Annotated in this window: 14 protein-coding genes, 1 tRNA gene and 1 pseudogene; 8 read left to right on the top strand and 8 right to left on the bottom strand. The window is 70.0% G+C overall.

The window, feature by feature from the left end; translation table 11 throughout:
- Positions 1-54 precede the first annotated feature (54 nt).
- Positions 55-1,275 (top strand): DNA polymerase III subunit delta', encoded by a 1,221-nt coding sequence (locus tag ABZ195_RS06805; protein ID WP_355216013.1) that lies wholly within the window; start codon positions 55-57, stop codon positions 1,273-1,275.
- Positions 1,276-1,342: 67 nt separating this feature from the next.
- Positions 1,343-1,418: transfer RNA gene (locus tag ABZ195_RS06800), tRNA-Thr, on the top strand.
- Positions 1,419-1,443: 25 nt separating this feature from the next.
- On the opposite strand, the gene ABZ195_RS06795 is transcribed toward ABZ195_RS06800, so the two are convergent.
- On the bottom strand, positions 1,444-2,838 hold the full coding sequence (locus ABZ195_RS06795) for an FAD-binding oxidoreductase (protein ID WP_355216011.1): 1,395 nt from the start codon (positions 2,836-2,838) through the stop codon (positions 1,444-1,446).
- A 113-nt stretch (positions 2,839-2,951) separates the two neighbouring features.
- Positions 2,952-4,667, bottom strand: coding sequence for a hypothetical protein (locus ABZ195_RS06790; protein WP_355216116.1), 1,716 nt, complete (start codon positions 4,665-4,667; stop codon positions 2,952-2,954).
- A 117-nt stretch (positions 4,668-4,784) separates the two neighbouring features.
- Here ABZ195_RS06790 and ABZ195_RS06785 point away from each other — a divergent pair, with 117 nt between their 5' ends.
- Positions 4,785-5,726 carry an NAD-dependent epimerase/dehydratase family protein gene (locus ABZ195_RS06785; protein WP_355216009.1) on the top strand — a complete coding sequence of 314 codons (942 nt, stop codon included), beginning with the start codon at positions 4,785-4,787 and terminating at the stop codon, positions 5,724-5,726.
- On the opposite strand, the pseudogene ABZ195_RS06780 reads toward ABZ195_RS06785, so the two are convergent.
- The 5 genes and pseudogenes from ABZ195_RS06780 to ABZ195_RS06760 form a co-directional block, all read right to left on the bottom strand.
- Positions 5,722-6,063 (bottom strand): annotated as a pseudogene (locus tag ABZ195_RS06780) (DUF2304 domain-containing protein); the annotation flags it as partial. The gene ABZ195_RS06785 and the pseudogene ABZ195_RS06780 sit on opposite strands and share 5 nt — an antisense overlap.
- Complete coding sequence (locus ABZ195_RS06775; protein WP_355216007.1) at positions 6,060-6,758, bottom strand: glycosyltransferase family 2 protein; 699 nt, start codon at positions 6,756-6,758, stop codon at positions 6,060-6,062. The pseudogene ABZ195_RS06780 and the gene ABZ195_RS06775, both read right to left, overlap by 4 nt.
- A 21-nt stretch (positions 6,759-6,779) precedes the next feature.
- The gene (locus ABZ195_RS06770; protein ID WP_355216005.1) at positions 6,780-8,030 is read right to left on the bottom strand and encodes a hypothetical protein; all 1,251 of its coding nucleotides are present in this window, start codon (positions 8,028-8,030) and stop codon (positions 6,780-6,782) included.
- Positions 8,027-9,358 carry a M1 family metallopeptidase gene (locus tag ABZ195_RS06765; RefSeq protein WP_355216003.1) on the bottom strand — a complete coding sequence of 444 codons (1,332 nt, stop codon included), beginning with the start codon at positions 9,356-9,358 and terminating at the stop codon, positions 8,027-8,029. Before ABZ195_RS06765 ends, ABZ195_RS06770 begins: the two co-directional genes overlap by 4 nt.
- Positions 9,355-13,263: a Pls/PosA family non-ribosomal peptide synthetase gene (locus ABZ195_RS06760; protein ID WP_355216002.1), complete on the bottom strand. Its 3,909-nt coding sequence runs from the start codon at positions 13,261-13,263 to the stop codon at positions 9,355-9,357. The genes ABZ195_RS06765 and ABZ195_RS06760 overlap by 4 nt, the downstream gene beginning before the upstream one ends.
- 125 nt (positions 13,264-13,388) lie before the next feature.
- Here ABZ195_RS06760 and ABZ195_RS06755 point away from each other — a divergent pair, with 125 nt between their 5' ends.
- The 5 genes from ABZ195_RS06755 to ABZ195_RS06735 all read left to right on the top strand — a co-directional run bounded on the left by ABZ195_RS06755 (position 13,389) and on the right by ABZ195_RS06735 (position 18,697).
- Positions 13,389-13,784, top strand: coding sequence for a hypothetical protein (locus ABZ195_RS06755; protein ID WP_355216000.1), 396 nt, complete (start codon positions 13,389-13,391; stop codon positions 13,782-13,784).
- Between the two features lie 136 nt (positions 13,785-13,920).
- Positions 13,921-15,477, top strand: a complete 1,557-nt coding sequence (locus ABZ195_RS06750; RefSeq protein WP_355216114.1) for an aldehyde dehydrogenase (NADP(+)) — start codon at positions 13,921-13,923, stop codon at positions 15,475-15,477.
- Between the two features lie 44 nt (positions 15,478-15,521).
- Positions 15,522-16,451: a 5-dehydro-4-deoxyglucarate dehydratase gene (locus ABZ195_RS06745; RefSeq protein ID WP_355215998.1), complete on the top strand. Its 930-nt coding sequence runs from the start codon at positions 15,522-15,524 to the stop codon at positions 16,449-16,451.
- Entirely contained in the window at positions 16,451-17,713 is a 1,263-nt protein-coding gene (locus ABZ195_RS06740) for a glucarate dehydratase family protein (RefSeq protein WP_355215996.1), read from the top strand. Before ABZ195_RS06745 ends, ABZ195_RS06740 begins: the two co-directional genes overlap by 1 nt.
- A gap of 57 nt (positions 17,714-17,770) precedes the next feature.
- A complete protein-coding gene (locus tag ABZ195_RS06735) occupies positions 17,771-18,697 on the top strand; it encodes a LysR substrate-binding domain-containing protein (protein ID WP_355215994.1) in 927 nt (308 codons plus the stop codon).
- Between the two features lie 15 nt (positions 18,698-18,712).
- Here ABZ195_RS06735 and ABZ195_RS06730 read toward each other — a convergent pair whose 3' ends face one another.
- Positions 18,713-19,963 (bottom strand): DUF222 domain-containing protein, encoded by a 1,251-nt coding sequence (locus ABZ195_RS06730; protein WP_355215992.1) that lies wholly within the window; start codon positions 19,961-19,963, stop codon positions 18,713-18,715.
- Positions 19,964-20,015 lie beyond the last annotated feature (52 nt).

Here is a 20,015-nt window from a genome sequence, read left to right as displayed (position 1 = left end):
TGTCGCAGACGTCGTCCGAGCCGGTGTCGGCCGCGACCACTAGGGTGGCGCCTGATGAGCGGTGTTTTCTCGCGTGTGGTGGGTCAGGACGCCGTCGAAGCGGAACTGGTTGCCGCCGCCCGCGCAGCGCGCGGTGATTCGGCTCACAACCCAATGGGCACCGGCGCCACGGGCGGCCGGATGACCCATGCGTGGCTGATCACCGGGCCTCCCGGGTCCGGCCGGTCGATTGCGGCGGTGTGCTTCGCCGCGGCCCTGCAGTGCACGTCCGACGGCGCCCCAGGGTGCGGGGAGTGCCGCGCCTGCACGACCACGATGGCGGGCACCCATGCCGACGTGCGCCGGATCATTCCCGAGGGCTTGTCGATCGGTGTCCGGGAGATGCGCGACATCGTCCAGATCGCGTCGCGGCGGCCGGGCACCGGGCGGTGGCAGGTCGTGGTGGTCGAGGACGCCGACAGGCTCACCGAGGGTGCGGCGAACGCGCTGCTCAAGGTGGTCGAGGAGCCGCCCGCGTCCACGGTCTTCCTGCTGTGCGCCCCGTCGGTCGACCCCGAGGACATCGCGATCACCCTGCGCTCGCGGTGCCGCCACGTCGCCCTGGTGACCCCGCGGCTGGACGCAATCGCGCGGGTTCTGGTCGACGTCGACGGCATCGCCGAGGAGGACGCCACGTGGGCGGCGTCGGTCAGTGGCGGGCACGTCGGGCGGGCCCGTCGGCTGGCCACCGACGAGCAGGCCAGGAGCCGCCGGGAGCGTGCGCTGGGGCTGGCTCGGGACGCGGCGACGCCGGCGCGGGCCTATGCCGCGGCCGAGGAGTTGGTGGTCACCGCCGACGACGAGGCCAAGGCGCTCACCGGCGACCGCAACGACGCCGAGACCGAGGAACTGCGCACGGCACTCGGTGGCGGAGGCACCGGCAAGGGCGCCGCGGGTGCGTTGCGAGGCGCGGCCGGGGCCCTCAAGGATCTCGAGAAGCGCCAGAAGTCGCGGCAGACGCGCGCCTCGCGCGACGCGCTGGATCGCGCGCTCATCGACCTGGCCACCTATTTTCGCGACGCCATGCTGGTGTCGTCCGGGGCGACCGGCGTGGTGGCCAACCATCCCGACATGGCGGACAAGGTCGCGGCGATGGCGGCACACGTCCCGCCCGACCGACTGCTGCGCTGCATCGAGGCAGTGCTCGAGTGCCGCGACGCGCTGGCGGTGAACGTGAAGCCCAAGTTCGCGGTGGACGCCCTGGTGGCCACCGTCGGGCAGGCACTTCGCGGCTGAGCGCCCATCGTTTTGGGTTGGCACCGCTGCCTGCCGTAGACTCGGCTCGCCTGGCTGACCAGGCGTCGCCGCCTTAGCTCAGTCGGTAGAGCATCTCACTCGTAATGAGAAGGTCTGGGGTTCGATTCCCCAAGGCGGCCCCACGATTCGTCGACCGGGATGGTTCGGTCAGCGGCCCGCGACGGGAATACTCTGCTCGAAGCTGAAGACGTTGGTGGGGTCGTACTTCGCCTTGATCGCGCGCAGGCGGTCGACGCCGTCTCTCCAGTACGCCGTCTCCCAATCGGGCATGTCGGCATTCGGCACGTTGACGTAGGCCCCGTTCACGAAGGGCGACAACGCTTCGCTGAATTCCGCGACCCAGGCCAGGCATGCGCTCGTGGCCGGGTCGGGTTCGCCGGATGCGTGGGCAGGCGCGTCGCCGCGGCGCGGGCCCCAACCTGCGCCAGGTTCGGCGTAGAACAGCGCGTTGCGGTGCGCGAAGGCGGATCCACCCGACGGTTCACTGTTCCTGACGGCACCGCCGAAGGCCTGGGTGAAGTAGTTGCACCCCGGTGCGGGAACCTTGGCCATGAACGAGGCGACTATCGCGATGGCCTCCGCGGGAAACGGCTCATAGATGAACTGCGAGTTGAACTTCCAGTTTCTCGGCTCGTCGGCCGTCGGGATCTGGAAGCCCGCGTAGGTCTCGCCCCAGCCCGCGTCCCGGGTCGAGACGGCCGCGTTGCCCACCGACAGAATCGGCGCGAGCAACTCGAGGGCCTCGGTCTGCGATCCGGAGACGAGCACCGCGACGAGCACGAGCTCGCCCGGGTCGATCTCGAGCTGGCTGGTGAGCCGCTGGTCGGTGTCGATCGCACAGCGCTGCCAGGCGTCGAAGACGCTCGGCAACTCCGTCATGTCCGACCAGGTGGCGGTGAGGTAGACGATCTGCGTCAGGGGATGGACCCGGTAGGTGAGCGACGTGACGATTCCGAAGTTGCCGTTGCCGGCGCCGCGCAATGCCCAGAGCAGGTCGGGCTCGTTCCGTTCATCGACGATGATGGCGGTGGCGCCGCCGTCATCCGAGGCGACGACGACCTCGGCGGCGAGCAGGTGGTCCGACGCCATGCCGAACGCCCGGGTGAACAGTCCGAAGCCGCCGCCGAGGGTGGCGCCCACCAGCCCCACCGAGGCCTCGGTGCCCGTCGGCGCCGCGAAGCCGGCCCTGGCGAGCGCGGCGACGGCCTCCCCCTGGTTGAGCCCGGCGCCGACGGTCGCGGTACGCGCCTCGGCGTCGACGGTCGCGGACTTCAGCTCGCTGACGTCGACGACGATGCCGCCGTCGACGGTGGACCACCCCTCGAGGTTGTGGCCGCCGCTGCGCACCCGCACCGCGACGTCGTGCTGCCGCGCCCAGGTGAGTGCGTTGACGACGTCCCGGGTCTCCTGGGCGAAGACGATCACCCTCGGCTCGTGGGTGAAGAAGAGGTTCCACGAGTCGCTGGCCGATCGGTAGTCGGTGTCCTCGGGGCGGACGATGCGACCGGTCAGCTCGGTCGGACGTGCGTCGGTGGACGTCATGCGATCGCCTCGTTCTCTGCCGTCATGGCCGACCATGCGTGGCGGGCATCGAGGGAACCATAGATGACGTCCGGCGGGTCGGACTGCCCGTTCGGCCGCCGACTCGCTCCGAACTACGGCGGCGCCACGTAGCCGACCGGACCGGAGGCCAGGCACACCGACAACGCCGAGGTGTTGGCCACGGCGTCGACCGCGTTTCCCGCCCCGGACAGCCTGACGAAGACCCGGTTGAGCCCGGGATGAACCGGTACCCGGGTTGGGTCGCCGTCGGACAGGGCGAAGGTCATCGACCCGTCGTTGTTGGCCAAGTAGTTGATCTCGGCGGTCCACTCCGTCGGCAGCATCGGACCGTCCAGTGGCATCCGGACCGGGGTGCCGGGCTGAACGAGGTAGCCGCACTGCGGTTTTGGGCCGGCAAGGGTGTGCCGCACCCAGGTGACCTGTGCGTCGACCAGATGGCCCTTGCGGTCGAAGGTGCGCAGATCGGTCGTGCTGGTGCTGAATTCGGGACGGTCACGCACCAGTGCGAAGACATGGCCGAACAGGTTGTCCGGCCACGCGAACCGCTGCAGGATCAGCGGGTCGACCTCTTGTTCCAGCAGGGGTGCGGTGGTGTCGGCGTGCGCCGCCGACAGGCTGGCCAACACGCTGGCCACGTAGGCCCGCGTGGGGTTGTCGCGCCACTTCGCGGTGAAGGTCGCGGTGGAGTAGCCGCAACTGACGACGAAGAGCGCGGCACCCGCCACCACGGCGACCGTGCGGACCCGCGAGGCGTCCAGCCGCGCGGAGGTCGCCCGATTCGGCGCCAGCACCCCGACGGCGGCCAGCAGCGTGAGCATCACCGCCAGGTCGGGCAGGTAGCGCAGGGTCTGCGCCAACTCGATGGCGGTGAAGCGCGAGGACCGCATCAGGTAGATCGGCAGCTGGCAGGCGATCACGTAGGCCGCGGCGGCGAACCACAGCACCCGGGCGTGTTCCTTGCGGGCCACCGACAGCGCGATCACCGCCACCAGCACCACCCAGCCCACCACCATCACGGGCCACTGGGGCAGCGCCCACGGCGAGGACGGCGCCCAGCGCTCCCACTGCCATGGGCCGCCGATCAGGGCGGGCACGATGCCGTGGGTCACCGAGCGCACCAGCAGATCGCCGGTCATGGGGAAGTCCAGCGTCCAGCGTCGCTGGTCGACGACCAGCAGGTAGACGCCCACCCACGCCACGGTCGTCGCACCCGTGGCGAGCCACAGCAGTCGTCCGCGCCGCCACACCGTCACCCATGCGGACCGGTCGCCCAGCACGTAGGCCAGCAGCGTCGCGACGGCGAAGGCCGCGAACGGAACGACCGCGGCCTTCTCGAAGAACGTCAACCCCAGTAGGTACACCAGCGTGCCGGTCACCGCGTAGCGCCGATTGCCGGTGCGCACCAACAGGATCGCGTCGGCGCACACCCAGGCCATGGCCGCGGTCATCGGCAGCGCGTTGAGCGCCGCCGCCCACCATGCGAAGGCGGGCAGTGACAGCGGAGAGAAGAGCGCGAAGGTCAGGGGGATCAGCAACAGCGGTCGCCAGCCGAGGATCACGTGCAGCGCCCGCAGAATGGCCAGCGACGCCACCAGTTGCAGCAGCACCAGGCATACGGCGGGGACCATCCAGTCGAACGGCGCCACCTTGGCGATGGCCCCGGCGAGCAGGAACGCCGCGGGCATCACGTGACCGTCGTGGTCGTCGAACAGGTATGCCGGGGACCACAGGTCGTGGGTGCCCGCCCGGGCGATGAGGATCAAGTCGTCCCAGTAGAAGTAGCCGCGGAACGCGAGCACCCCGCGCATGGCCAGCTGCGCGGCCACCAGCGCCACGGCGACGACGAGGACCCAGTGCGCCCGAGGTCGCCACGCTCCCAGCCGCCGAATCACCGGTGCGACTGTACGTGTCGGTATGGTGGCCCGGTGCGGACACTCGTCACCGGAGCGGCTGGCTTCATCGGATCAACGCTGGTAGATCGACTCCTGGCGGATGGTCACGTCGTCATCGGGGTCGACGACCTGAGCTCCGGCAACGCCGTGAACATCGTCGGGGCGGAGCGGCACGACGCCTACGAGTTCGCCAAGGCCGACATCGTCGACGCCGACCTCGTGAGCCTCGTCGAGGAAGTCCGACCCGAGGTGATCTTCCACCTCGCCGCCCAGATCTCGGTGAGCCGTTCGGTCGACGACGCCCAATTCGACTCCAGCGTGAACGTGGTCGGCACCGTGCGACTCGCCGAGGCCGCCCGCAAGGGTGGTGTGCGCAAGATCGTCCACACCTCCTCCGGTGGCTCCATCTACGGCAAGAATCCGCCGGGCTACCCGACCACCGAGGAGATGCCCGTCGACCCGTCGTCGCCGTACGCGGCCAGCAAGGTCTGCGGCGAGGTCTACCTCAACATGTTCCGGAATCTCTACGACCTGGACTGCTCCCACATCGCGCCGGCCAACGTCTACGGGCCGCGGCAGGATCCGCACGGCGAGGCCGGCGTCGTCGCGATCTTCGCCAAGGCGCTGCTGGCGGGCAGGACCACCAAGATCTTCGGCGACGGGTCGGACACCCGCGACTACGTGTTCGTCGACGACGTGGTCGACGCGTTCGTCCGGGCCGGTGGGTCGGCCGGCAGCGGTCAGCGCTTCAACGCGGGCACGGGCGTCGAGACCTCGACGCGGGCGCTGCACACCGCCGTCGCCACGGCCGCCGGAGCGCCCGACGAACCCGAGATGCATCCTCCGCGCCTGGGCGATCTCCGCCGGTCCAGCCTGGACATCGGCCGGGCCACCGAGGTGCTCGGCTGGACCCCGAAGGTGGGACTGGCCGAGGGCATCGACCGCACGGTCGCCTTCTTCCGCGACCAGGTCTAGCGGGTTCGGGGGCCCGCGCGCCGTCGAGCGCGACGGCCCTGGCCAGCTGGGCGTAGCGCAGCTCGAGATCCTTGAAGCGCATGTAGGTGCTCAGCGTGGTGAACAGGAACGCGACGATCAGCGCGTACTCGAGCAGGTCGGCGCCGCGGGCGACCCCGAGCCAGTTGGCCACCACGGTGGTGTCGTCGGGGCGCACGATCGCGTAGACCGCGGCGAGGACGAACAGCACGTACCCGATCTTCACCCACGCCTTGGCCTGGGCGCTGCGCCGTGACCGCAGCAGGTACACCAGCAGCGTCAGCACGGCGGCGATCAGCAGAAACTGAATCCAATTCATCGGCGCATCCTCTTCCGCAGCAACCCGTCGAAGACGATGTTGACACCGTTGACCAACGGCTGACCCTTCGACATCGAATAGTCGGTGTAGAGGATCTCGACGGGCTCTTCGGCCACCCGCCAGCCGTTCTCCACGATCAGGGCGACGATCTCACTGGCGTGGGCCATGCCGCTCATCGTCAGGTTCAGGCCGTCGGCGACGGCCTTGTCGAACACGCGCAACCCGTTGTGCGCGTCGGTCAGCCCGAGCTTGCGGCTGGTGGGGCTGAGCTTGGCGATCAGGGGGAAGACCAGGCGTCTCAGCGTGGGCATGTTGTTGGGGGTGCCGTCGGCGAAGCGCGTGCCCACCACGATGTCGAGATTCTCGGCGCGGAGGCGGCCGATCATTCGGATGACGTCGGCGATGCGGTGCTGGCCGTCGGCGTCGAACGTCGCGAAGACCGCGGCGCCCGGCCGGCTACGCGCGTACTCGACACCGGTCTGGATGGCGGCGCCCTGGCCGAGGTTCACGGGGTGGCGCACGACGTGGGCCCCGGCCCGCAGGGCCTGCTCGGCGGTGTCGTCGCGGCTGCCGTCGTCGATGCAGACCACGTTGTCGAAGACGGAGCGGACGTCGGTGACGACGTCGGAGATCACGGACGCCTCGTTGAAGGCGGGGATGACGATCCACGCGTCGTCATAGCTGTTGCCCTGCATGTCAGAGGTCAAATTACACGCTCACGACGGGGGAACCCTGGCAAGTGCGGTCAGGTGCACCGCGATCCCCGCCAGCGGCCCGCAGAGCAATGCCACGACGGTGCGGGTCTCCAGCGCCCACGGCGCCAGCAGCAGCAGGGTCGAGGCCACCGTCGCGCTGATCCACCCGATCGCGTAGGCCCGGTGCAACGCCGCCGCGACCGTGGCGGCACCGGTGAGCGTGAGCGCCGCGATCATCACCGCAGCGGCGGTGAACCATGCGAGCAGCGCCCCGTCGAGCTGGTAGTCGGGTCCGAACGCGGTGCGCAGCAGCCACGGCCCGAGCAGTCCGGCGACCAGCACGGCCGCGGCGCCGAGCACGGCCAGCGCCGCCACCGGCGTCACCAGCGACCGCAGGCGCCGCGCCCGCTGGTCGACGAAGTGGGCGATCAGATTGCCCTGCATCGCGGTCAGCGGCACCAGCAGCGGAGCGCGGGTCAGCGTCACCGCGAGGATGACGACGCCGCCCGCCGCACCGAGGTCCGCCGAGGTGGCCTTCAGCAGGACGGGGAATCCCATGATCAGGATCGCGCTGGCGCCGGCGGCCGCGATGGAGTGCGAGGCGCCGCGCAGGAACACCGCCGTCGTGCCGGGGGTCGACAGTCGGGCGGTCGCGCGCGTCGACGGCGAGGCCAGCAGCAGCACCAGCCAGGCGATCGCACCGGCCACGGTCGCCCACAGGTACCCGACCAGACCCCAGCCGACCAGGAAGGTGGCGGCGGCGACGGTCACGCGCATGGCGGCGTCGCCGACGATGAGGGCGCCGTACTGGGACCAGCGGTCCACCCCGGCCAGCATCCCGAGCAGCGTCGCGTGCACGCAGAATCCGGCGACACCCGCGGCGAGCAGGACGACGCTCAGCGCCTGGGATTCGGAGAACACGTGCCAGGACCACAGCGGCGAGGTACCCGCGATCGCGGCTGCCGAGGCCACGCCGACGACGGCGGCGACGCGGATCGGGCTCGACCGTGGTTCGGGCACCCGGGTCAGCGTCCTGGCCTGGCGCACCTCGCGGGTGGATTCCTGCAGCAGCCCGTTGGCCGCGCCGGCGAAGAGTCCGAACGCACCCCAGAACACCGCGAACACCGAGAAGCCGGCTGGTTCGAGATTGCGCGCCGCGAGGTAGAGCACGGCGTACCCGCACAGCGCGCTGACGACGGTGGCCGTCCCGACCCGGACGACGCTGCTCCGGGTGACGGGTCCCTGGGTCGGGACGGCCGCGCCGTCGGTCACAGGTCGGGGACGTCCGTCGAGTAGAGCCATGCTTGCCACAGCGGCCGTAGCGATTCGTCGGCGTAGTTGGCGGCCAGCCCGGTGAAGTCGTCGGTGACGGCGGTGCCGTGGCGGTGCCGAGTCGTCCAGTCTTGCAACAGTTCGAAGAAGTTCTCGTCGCCGATCGTGCCCCGCAGCGCGTGCAGCGTCAGGGCGCCGCGCTTGTACACCCGGTCGTCGAACATGTCGCGCGGTCCGGGGTCGGACAGCAGCAGGTTCTGCGGGGAGTGGCGCAGTCGCTGGTGGTAGTGGTGGGCGTGCTGGTCGGCGGTGCGCCCGCCGGATTCCTCCGACCAGAGCCATTCGGCGTAGCAGGCGAAGCCCTCGTGCAGCCAGATGTCGCGCCAGCGCCGCGCGGTGACGGAGTTGCCGAACCACTGGTGGGCCATCTCGTGGGCGATCAGCCGCTCGGCTCCGCGCTCGCCGTCGCAATGATTGGCTCCGAAGATCGAAATGCCTTGCGCTTCCAGCGGAATCTCGAGGTCGTCGTCGGTCACCACGACGGTGTAGCCGTTCGCCAACGGATACGGGCCGAACAGCTTGACGAAGAGCTTCATCATCTGGGGCTGGCGGCCGAAGTCGTGATCGAATGCCGCGCGCAACCGTTGTGGCCGAACGGCATTCATCGGCACTGGTTGCTTCGTCAGTCGGTGGTGCTCGTACTGGCCGATCTGCAGCGTGACGAGGTAGGTCGACGTCGGTTCGGGCTGTTCGTAGGTCCACGTCGTCATGGCGGCCCTGGTCTTGCGCGACTCCAGCTTGCCGTTGGCGAGCGCGTAGTAGGGGTTCTCGCACGTGATCGCGATGCGATAGCTCGCCTTGCTGCTCGGATGATCGTCACACGGGAACCAGGACGCCGCCCCGTTGGGTTGTCCGGCGACCAGTGCACCGCTGGTGAGTTCCTCGAATCCGACGTCACCCCAGAGTGATCGGATCGGTCTGGGCGTACCCGAGTACTTCACGGTGATCGACAACGCGGCACCGGCGGCCAGGGGGGTGGCCAGGGTGACGTCGAGCTTGCCGCGCGAGCGCGAGAAGTTCGCGGGCCGATGGCCGTTGACCGTCACCTTCGAGACGGCCAGCGCATCGGACAGATCCAGGCTGAAGGTCCGCAGTGAGGCGAGCGTCACCGCGGTGATGGTGGCGGTGCCCGCCAGCCGGTTGATGTTGACCTTGTACTCGACGTCGAGTTCGTAGCGGGAGACCCGGTAGCCGAAGTTCCCGTTGCCGGGGAGGTACGGGTCGATGACCGGCGGAGTTCCCTTGCTGCGCTTCACACCTCGGGTCATGCGGCGCTCTTCGAGGACTTGCCCGACGAGCCGCGCTTCTTGCGCTTCGGGCCCCACGGCGCGATCGGGTTGCCCTGCCACCGCGACGACGGGGGCACCTCGTCACCGCGCATGACCAGCGAGGCCGGGCCGACCGTGGCGTTGGCGCCGATCTTCGCCGCCGGCAGTGCCACGCAGTGTGGCCCCAGCGTCGCACCGGACTCGACGACCACGGTGTCCAACCGCATGATGCGGTCGTGAAAGAGGTGGGTCTGCACCACGCAGCCACGGCTCACCGTCGCCCCGTCGCCGATGGTGACCAGGTCGGCCTCCGGCAGCCAGTACGTCTCGCACCAGACGCCGCGCCCGATGGTGGCGCCCAAGGCCCGCAGCCACACGTTCATCACCGGCGTCCCGCTCGCCGCGCGCGCAAACCACGGCGCGGCAACGGTTTCGACGAAGGTGTCGGACACTTCGTTGCGCCAGACGAAGGACGACCACAGCGGGTGCTCCTTGGCCTCGATGCGGCCCACCCACAGCCACTTGGCCAGCACGGCGATCGCGCCCGCGACGGCGCCGACGACGATCAGCACCAGCCCGCACGCCAACGACGCCCACACCCAGCCGAACCCGACGGCCAGGGCCTGCAGCGCGCAGAGCATGGCGACGCCGATCGCGAACGTGACGATCATCGGCAGCAAGCGGCAGGTCTCGACCATGCCGCGCAACATCTTCAGCTTGCGCGACGGATGAAAGGTGCGCAGGGCGTCGGCCGCGGTCGGTTGCCTCCGCAGCCGGACGGGGGGACTGCCGAGCCACGACGAACCGGCCTTGGCCTTGTGCGGCGTGGCGCTGAGCACCGCGACGAGCCCGTCGTCGGGCACCCGCCGGCCCGGCTGGGTGATGCCGGAGTTGCCCAGGAACGCGCGCTTGCCGACCGTCGCGGTGGCGACGTGGATCCAACCGCCGCCGAGTTCGTAGGACGCCACCATGGTGTCGTCGGCCAGGAACGCGCCGTCCTCCACGACGGTGAACTTCGGCGTCATCAGCGTGGTCGAGATCTCCGTGCCCCGACCGATCTTCGCGCCCAGCACCCGCATCCAGGCTGGTGTCAGCAGGCTCGCGTAGACGGGGAACAGGTAGTTGCGTGCGGCGTCCATCAGCCGTTCGGTGGTCCACAGCTGCCAGCCGACGCGGCTGCGCACGGGGTGGTAGCCCTCGCGCAACCCCAGCGACATCATGCGGACGCCGAGGACCGTCAGCAGGGCGTAGACCACCACGGAGACGGCGGTCGCGACCGGCGTCCACGCCAGGGCGGGCCAGATCGCGTCCCCGAGAGAGGCGGTGTCGCCGATCGCCCAGCCCACCACCGCGAGACCGGCGCCGAGCGCCAGCAGCGGGACGGCGCCGAGCAGGATCGAGGTCAGCCCGTACATCGCCACCCACAGTGGGGCGCGCGGCGGGCGTTCGTCGGGCCACGGGTGGCGCGCCTTGCCGGACTTCATGGCCGGTGAGCCCTTCCAGTACTGACCGGCCTTGACCTTGCCCACGACACCGGATCCGGGGGCGATGTCGGCGTTCTTGCCGATCACGGAGCCGGGCAACAGGGTGGTGCGGGCGCCGACGGTGGCGTCGTTGCCGACGACGATCTCCCCGACGTGGAACAGGTCGCCGTCGATCCAGTGCCCGGTGAGGTCCACTTCGGGCTCGATGGAGCATCGGTGGCCCAGCGACAGCATGCCGGTCACCGGCGGGGCCGAGTGCAGGTCGACGCCCTTGCCGACCCGGTTGCCGAGTGCGCGGGCGTAGTACGTCAACCACGGTGCGCCCGCGAGGTTCTCGGCACCGCTGGCCTCACCGAGGCGTTCGGCCAGCCAGACCCGCAGATGCACCGTCCCGCCCCGGGGGTAGGTACCCGGCTCGAGGCTGCCGATCAGGATGCGCGCGCCGATGACCGCGATCGCCATTCGGCCCACCGGGGTCACGAAGACCAGGAAGCCGATCAGCAGCAGCCACCAGTTGACGGGTACGGCCCACGGCAGCAGCTGCCACCTCGCGGCGACGTCGTTGAGCAGCGCCAGCCACACCACCCACTGCATGCCCGCCAGCGTGGACAACGGCACCGACGCCGCGAGTTGGGTCAGTGCGGCGGTGCGGGAAACGGGTGCGACGGTGCGTGTCTCGACGGCGACCGGGGGATCGAGTTCGTCGAGGTATCCGGCCAGCGAGCCGAGCCGGGGGTGGTCGTAGAGATCGGCGACCGTCACCTCCGGGTACCGCGTGCGCAGCGCGGCGACGAGCTGCGCGGCTGACAGCGACCCGCCGCCGAGGGCGAAGAAGTCCTCCTCGGGGCCCGCCACGGGTGCGGCGAGCACATCGCGCCACAGCCCGGCCAACCAGCCGGTGGTGCCGGCGAGATCGGGGTTGGCGGCGTCGTCGGCCGCGTCGCCGACCGGCCAGGGCAGTGCGTTGCGGTCGACCTTGCCCGACGTTCGGGTCGGAAGTTCGTCGAGCAGAACGAGTCTGGGTACCAGGGCCGCGGGCAGCGAATCGGCCAGCGCCACGCGGGCGGCAGCCAGGTCGAAGTCGGGATCGGCGCTTGCGATGTAGCCGACCAGCAGGGGAGTGCCGCTCGCGGTGCGCCGGACGGCGGCCGCCCCGCCGCTGACACCGGGCAGGTTGACCAGGGCGTTGTCCACCTCGCCGAGCTCGATGCGCCGCCCGCCGACCTTGACCTGGTCATCGGCACGGCCCTGGAAGTACAGCCCGTCGGACTCCAGCCGGACCAGGTCACCGCTGCGGTAGGCGCGCGACCATCCCAGGGTCGGCATCGGTGCGTACTTCTCGGCGTCCTTGTCGGGGTCGAGGTAGCGCGCCAGCCCGACGCCGCCGATCACCAGTTCGCCGACTGCGCCGAGGGGAACGGGGTTGCCCTCGGAGTCGACGACGGCCAGGTCCCACCCCGGCAGCGGCAGGCCGATGCTGACGGGCCCCGTCCCGAGCGGTGCCAGGCACGCCACGACCGTCGCCTCGGTGGGGCCGTAGGTGTTCCACACTTCGCGGCCGTCCACCGCGAGACGTTCCGCCAACTCGGGCGGGCAGGCCTCGCCGCCGAAGATCAGCAGCCGCACCGCCTCCAGGGCCTCGGCGGGCCACAATGCGGCCAGGGTCGGCACCGTCGAGACCACCGTGATGTCGCGGGACACCAGCCACGGACCCAGATCCATGCCGCTGCGCACCAGCGATCGGGGGGCGGGTACCAGGCAGGCGCCGTAGCGCCACGCCAACCACATCTCCTCGCACGACGCGTCGAACGCGACGGACAGGCCCGCCAGCACGCGGTCGCCCGGTCCGATCGGGCCGTCCTTCAGGAACACCTGCGCCTCGGCGTCGACGAAGGCGGCGGCGTTGCGGTGCGTCACCGCCACGCCCTTCGGGGTTCCGGTGGAGCCCGAGGTGAAGATGATCCAGGCGTCGTCGCGGGGCATGGGCGGACCGGCACGCCATCCGCGCGACGAGCCGGGGCCGCGCACCAGCCCGAGGTCGGTGATGATCGCGACGACGCCGGCCTCGCCGAACACCAGGTCGGCGCGCTCCTGCGGATCGTCGGCGTCGACCGGCACGTAGGCGGCGCCGGCGGCCAGCGCCGACAGGATCGCGACGTAGAGCGCGTAGCTGCCCGAGGGCATCCGGATGCCGATGCGGTCGCCTCGGCCGATCCCTCGCGCGGCCAGCCACGCGACGCTCTCCTCGACGTCGGCGATCAGCTCGGCGTAGGTCAGCTGCACGTCACCGTCGTCGAGGGCGGGTGCGTCGGGATGCCGCTGGGCGGTCTCGTGAAGGATGTCGACCAGCGTCCGCGACGGTGGTGCGGAGTCCGACAACAGGTATTGCGCGGGGATGTCCGGCCGAGCCTCCGTTGTCACGACTACAAACTACTAAGCCCGGCCCCGTGGTTCGCGCCACGCCGCGCGTTCGCCGGGTCATACCGAGGGAATCGGCGTGATCGCAACCATCGCCCGACCTCGGCGCCACGTCTACCCTCGCGCAGATGCGGCTATTCGTGGTGGACGGTGCGGGCGACGACTGGAGTGAGCTGACCGACGGTGGTGAGCCCACCGTCCGGCTGGCGGCTCCCGACCTGCAGCGGGCCCAGCGTGGCCGCGCTCGGATTCAGTCCGACCGAAGTGGTGTGGAGGTGATCCTCGACGTCACCGTCGCGGTGGCACCCGACTTCCGCTCGGTCCGCGAGCTGGCGGTCGTCGACGACGGCACCCTGCGCTACGCCGGCACGGTCGACGGGCTGGCCGGGTTGATCGCCGACATCGAGGTGGCCGGCGTCGCCGACGGCGTCACGCTCATCGCGGCCTCGCCCCGCGTGGACCTGCGCGAGCTGGGCCGCGACGTGTTGCAGCGGCTCGCACTGCGGGATCGCAAGTCCGCCTGAGGGCAGGCCGCCGCTGATGCAGGTCGTGCATTAGTCGGTGCCATTTTGGTCTTGGACATGTATTGATCCGGGACCTAGCGTGGGATGCGTGACGACCTTCGACACCGCACCGACCATCAGCACCTTGACCGGCCGAATGATCATTGCCGGTGAGCTCGTCTCGGGCAACGGCACCGAGGTGCGCGCCTTCGACCCCGTCGCGGGCCACGAGATCGAACCCGCCTACCGGTACGGCGACGACGATCACGTCGTACAGGCCTGCGTGGCGGCCGCCGAGGCCTTCGACGAGTACCGGGCCACGACCTCCGAGCGCCGCGCCGAGTTCCTCGAGCGCATCGCCGACGGCCTGGACGCCCGGCGCGACGCCCTGGTGGCCAGGGCGACGGCCGAATCCGGTCTGCCGCACGCCCGCATCACCGGCGAGGTCGGCCGCACCTCCGGTCAGCTCCGCCTCTTCGCCGCCGTGGTGCGCGAGGGCAGCTGGAACGGCGCCCGGATCGACCCTGCCCTGCCCGACCGCGAGCCGCTGCCGCGCCCCGACATCCGCCAGCGCGCAGTCCCACTCGGCCCGGTCGCGGTGTTCGGCGCCAGCAACTTCCCCCTCGCGTTCTCCGTGGCCGGGGGTGACACCGCGTCGGCCCTGGCGGCCGGATGTCCCGTCGTCGTCAAGGCTCATGACGCCCATCCGGGCACCTCCGAACTGGTGGGCCGCGTCATCACCGACGCCGTGGAGGCGTCCGGTCTGCCCGCGGGCACGTTCTCGCTGTTGTTCGGCTCAGGACCGGGGCTGGGTACCGCACTCGTCACCGATCCGCGGATCAAGGCCGTCGGATTCACCGGATCACGTTTGGCGGGAATGGCTCTCGTCGCGGCTGCGGCCGCACGCCCAGAGCCCATCCCCGTCTACGCCGAGATGAGCTCCATCAACCCGGTCTTCCTTCTGGACGGCGCGCTGGCCACCCGCGCAGCCGACCTCGGCCGTGCCTTCGTCGCCTCGCTGACGATGGGGTCGGGGCAGTTCTGCACCAATCCGGGTCTGGTCATCGCCGTCGACGGACCGCACCTCGACACGTTTCTGGCCGCGGCCAAGGACGCCGTCGAACAGGCGCAGGCGACGCCGATGCTGACCCCCGCCATCGCGGCGAACTACGCGACGGGCGTCGCGGCCCTCGACGCCGACGCCGACCTGCTCGTGCGCGGGACACCCGGTGACGAGCGCACCACCTGTCGGGCCGCCCTGTTCAGCACCGACGCCGCCACCTTCCGCGGCTCCGAGGCACTGCAGGCCGAGGTCTTCGGTGCCTCCAGCATCGTCGTGCGGTGCGCCGACGCCGCCGAGATGGCAGCCGTCGTCGGTGATCTGGAGGGTCAGCTCACGGCGACCCTGCACGTCGACGACTCCGACCACGACCAGGCCGCGGAGCTACTGCCGCTGCTCGAGCTGAAGGCCGGCCGCATCCTGTTCAACGGGTGGCCGACCGGTGTCGAGGTCTGCCACGCAATGGTTCACGGCGGACCCTCGCCTGCCACCTCCGATTCCCGCACCACCTCCGTCGGCGGCCGGGCCATCGAACGATTCTTGCGGCCGGTGTGCTACCAAAACGTCCCGAAGTCATTGCTGCCCAGTGCAATTGCCGAGGGAAACCCCGACGGGCTGTGGCGCCGCGTCGACGGCCAACTCACCCAAGACTGACCGAACCCCACTGCGACACCTCTCTGCGACCTAGGAGTCACGACATGCTGGACGGCGTACTGTTCTTTCCCGTCACCCCCTTCACCGAGAGCGGTGACGTCGACCTCGTCCGGCTTGCCGAGCACGTGTCCAAGGGCGTCGACGCTGGCCCCGGCGGCGTCTTCATCGCCTGTGGCACGGGCGAATTCCACGCCCTCGAAGCCGTCGAGTTCGCCGGCGTCGTGCGCACCGCGGTCGAGGCGACCGGCGGCCGGGTGCCGGTCTACGCCGGCGCGGGCGGCTCGGTCGCCCAGGCCAAGATCTTCGCCCGTGCGGCCGCGGATGCGGGTGCCGACGGTTTGTTGCTGCTGCCGCCCTACCTCGTCACGATGCCCCAGCGCGGGCTCGTCGAGTACACCCGTGAGGTCGCCAGCGCCACCGACCTGCCGCTGATCGTCTACAACCGCGGCAACGCCCGCTACACCGAGGCCTCCGCGGTCGAGGTCGCCCACTTCCCGACCGTGGTCGGCTTCAAGGACGGAACGGGCGACGTCGACCTGGTGGCACGCATCGTGCGTGCCGTCACCGACGCACTAGCGCCCTTGGGCAAGCCATTTCAGTTCTTCAACGGTCTGCCGACCGCCGAGGTGTCGCAGCAGGCCTACCGCGCGTTGGGCGTCACGCTGTACTCGTCGGCCACCTTCGCCTTCGCCCCCGAGTTGGCCCTGGCGTTCTACGAGGCGCTGGAGCGGGACGACGAGGCACTGGTCGCGGCGCTCCTACGGGACTTCTTTCACCCGCTGGTGCGGTTGCGGGACACCGTCCCCGGGTATGCGGTGTCGCTGATCAAGGCGGGTGTCAGCATGGAAGGCGTTGCGGCGGGACCGGTTCGGCCACCGCTGATCATGCCGTCGCCCGAGGACGTGGAGGCGCTGGCCGACATCATCGCGGCCGGTCGCGCGGTGATCGCCAACGAACTCGCGGCCGCGCGCTAGTGCCCGCGAGCATCCGGATCACCGGCGTGCGCATCACGCCGGTCGCGTTCGTCGACCCACCCTTGCTCAACACCGTCGGCGTGCACCAGCCGTTTGCGCTGCGGGCGATCATCCAGGTGGACACCGACGTCGGTCTGGTCGGGTTGGGCGAGACCTATGCCGACACTCGCCACCTGGCCCGCCTGCAGGCGGCCGCCGATGCCGTCACCGGACTGGACGTGTTCGCGCTCAACGCCATTCGTGCTGCCATCGCCGAGAGGCTACGGGGTGACGACGCAGCCGTCGGCACTGCCGGCATGATCACCACGGCCAGTGCGGTCGACCAGGTGTTCTCACCGATCGAGGTGGCGTGTCTCGACGTGCAGGGCCACGCCACCGGCAGGCCCGTCTCGGATCTGCTGGGCGGGTTGGTCCGCGACGCAGTGCCGTTCAGCGCCTACCTGTTCTACAAGTGGGCGGCGCATCCAGGCGGTGAACCCGACTCCTGGGGCGAGGCTCTGGACCCGGCGGGCCTGGTCGCGCAAGCCACCAAGATGATCGGCGAATATGGTTTCACGGCAATCAAACTCAAGGGCGGAGTGTTTCCCCCCGACGAGGAGATGAAGGCCGTCGAGGCGCTACACGAGGCCTTCCCGAACCATCCGCTGAGACTGGATCCCAACGCGGCCTGGACGCCGCAGACCTCGGTCAAGGTCGCGGCAGGTCTCGCCGGCATCCTCGAATACCTGGAGGATCCGACGCCGGGTCTGGACGGCATGGCAGAGGTGGCCGCGCAGTCGCCGATGCCGTTGGCCACCAACATGTGCGTGGTCGCGTTCGATCAGCTTGCCCCCGCGGTCGCCAAGGACTCCGTCAAGGTGGTGCTCTCGGACCACCACTACTGGGGTGGCCTGCAGCGGTCGCGGCTGTTGGCCGGCATCTGCGACACCTTCGGGCTCGGCCTGTCGATGCACTCCAATTCCCACCTGGGCATCAGCCTGGCGGCGATGGTGCACCTCGCCGGTGCGACGCCGAATCTGACCTATGCCTGCGACACCCATTGGCCGTGGAAGACCGAGGAGGTCGTGAAGCCCGGCGCGCTCGAGATTCGCGACGGTGCGGTGGCCGTGCCCACGACGCCCGGGTTGGGCGTCGAGATCGACGACGACGCCCTCGCCGCACTGCACGAGCAGTATCTCCGGTGCGGGATCCGCGACCGGGACGACACCGGCTACATGCAGAGCGTCGAGCCCTCGTTCGAGGCCACCAGCCCGCGCTGGTAGTTACACTCATACCCGATCGACGCGGCAACGGCGCCGACTGATTCGGGGAGTGCATGGATGTTCTCGTTGGCGCGGCTCTCCTGCTTCATTGCGGTCGCCGAGGAACTGCACTTCGGCCGGGCAGCCGAACGATTGCACATGACGCAACCGCCGCTGAGCCGCCAAATCCAGCAGCTCGAATCCGAACTCGGGGTGCAGCTCATCGACCGCACCACCCGGTCGGTCACGCTGACCCCGGCCGGGGTGGCCTTCCTGCCCGACGCCCGCCGCATCCTGCAACTGGCCGAAGGTGCGGCGATGACCGTCCGGCGGGTGCCCGCCGGCGACCTCGGCACCGTGGTCGTCGGCTTCACCGCCGCCTCCGCGCACGCGGTGCTGCCGCGTCTGCTCGAACGCGCTCGGGAGGAGCTTCCCGACGTGAAACTCGAACTGCGCGAGATGGTCTCGGCCGTTCAGCTCGAGGGTCTGATGAGCGGGGAGATCGACCTGGGGATGGTCCGCCCCCCGGTCAAGCGGCCGGGCATCGTGTCGCGCCCGCTGTTGCACGAGCAGCTCGTCGCCGCCCTGCCCGGCGAGCATCCGCTGGCGCACCTGCCCCGCCAGCTGACGCTCAACGACTTGGACGGTCAAGACGTCATCATGTACTCACCGGTCCAGGCGCGGTACTTCAACGATCTGCTGATCAGTACCTTCACCATCGCCGGTGCCACCCCCCGCTACGTCCAGTACGTCACGCAGGTGCACACCATGCTGGTGTTGGTGCGGTCCGGGATCGGGATCGCGCTGGTGCCGGCGTCGGCCGCGACACTGCACCCCGAGGGGGTGACGTTCCGCTCCATCGGGGCTTTCCGCGAGCGCCCGGTGGAACTCGACGCTGCATGGCGCAGCGACAGCACCAACCCCGCGCTGTTGCGGTTGTTGCGTGACGTGCTGCCCGCCCGGGAGTGGACGACCGACGATCTGGTCGACGAGTTCGCTCTCTGAGCGCTCCGAACCTGGCTAGTTGCCCGACTCCGGTGGTGGTTGGGGTTCGAACGGTGTGTACCACCACCACTCGGCGCGTTCGCCCAACGGTCCGCGGCAGGGTTTCACCGCCGGTGGGGGTTGGGTCGGGGTGCGGGCCAACGATCCGGGGTCGAGCGGGTCGCCGTCGGCGTCGACGACCACGAGCGTCGACGCGGATCCGGTGATGGTGATTCCGCCGGAATGGTGCAGGCGGTGATGGAACGGGCAGAGCAGCACCAGGTTGTCCAACTCGGTGTACCCGCCGTCCTCCCAATGGACGATGTGGTGGGCGTGCAGACCGCGGGTCGCCCCGCAGCCCGGGACCACGCAGCAGCGATCCCGGTGCTCCAGTGCCCGACGGAGGCGGCGGCTGATGGTGCGGGTCGCGCGCCCAGATCCGTTGGCCTGGCCGTGGCGATGCAGCCACAGCTCGCAGGTGGCGTCGCAGAGCAGGAGGCGGCGCTCGGCGTCGGTCAGCACGGGCCCCAGATGCAGCTCCGCCGCATGCTTCTCGACATCCACGTGAACCACCACCGTCGTGTGCTGGCCATGCGGGCGCCGGGCGACGTCGGCGTCCCACCCGGTCTCGGCCAAGCTCACGAGCGCATCGACGGCGTCGGGAAACGGCGGCACCTGCGGGGAATCCTCGGATGCGGGGGATTCGTCACCGTGGTCATGCTTCCACTCCGCGATCAACCCGTCGCGGTGCGACGCCAACCCCGCATCGAACTTAGCGGCATCCAATTTCGGCAACCGGATCCGATAGGTCGTGTACGTCTCACTGACGGTCTTGCTGAATGACCGCTCCGGTTTCGGCTTCGGCGTGGAATCGGGTCGGGGTTCCATCTTCACTGCGGTCCGCAACTGGCTCACCGTGGCGACGACCGCCAATTCGGCGTAGTGCTCGTCGGATCCGTCGGCGGCGCGTTCGGCGATCACCCCGGCACGATCCACCGACAGCTGTCCCTCGCGCATCCGTTCGGCGAGGCGGGGAAACCCCTGCAGCCGGCGTGCCACGGTGACCATGTTCTCGGCATTGTGTGGTGTGACGCCCAGTTTCCACGCCACCAACGCGGGAACCGACCTGCACCCGGTGTTGCCCCAGATTCCGTCACCGTCGATCTCGGCGACGATCTCGACCAAACGGGCATCGATGGCGTTGCGCTGGCCGGTCAACTCCGCCATCTCGTCGAACAGCACTTCGAGACGCTCCTGTGAGCTCAAAGTGGTTGTCGCCGTGGCCATGCCACCATCGTAGAGAGAGGGTCTGACAACTCGGCGGGTTAGGAGTCGTCAG

Source organism: Mycobacterium sp. NPDC006124 (genome assembly GCF_040614235.1).
GTDB lineage: Bacteria > Actinomycetota > Actinomycetes > Mycobacteriales > Mycobacteriaceae > Mycobacterium.
The sequence above is the reverse complement of the archived record's forward strand: the minus strand, read 5'-3'. Positions and strand labels throughout refer to the sequence as shown.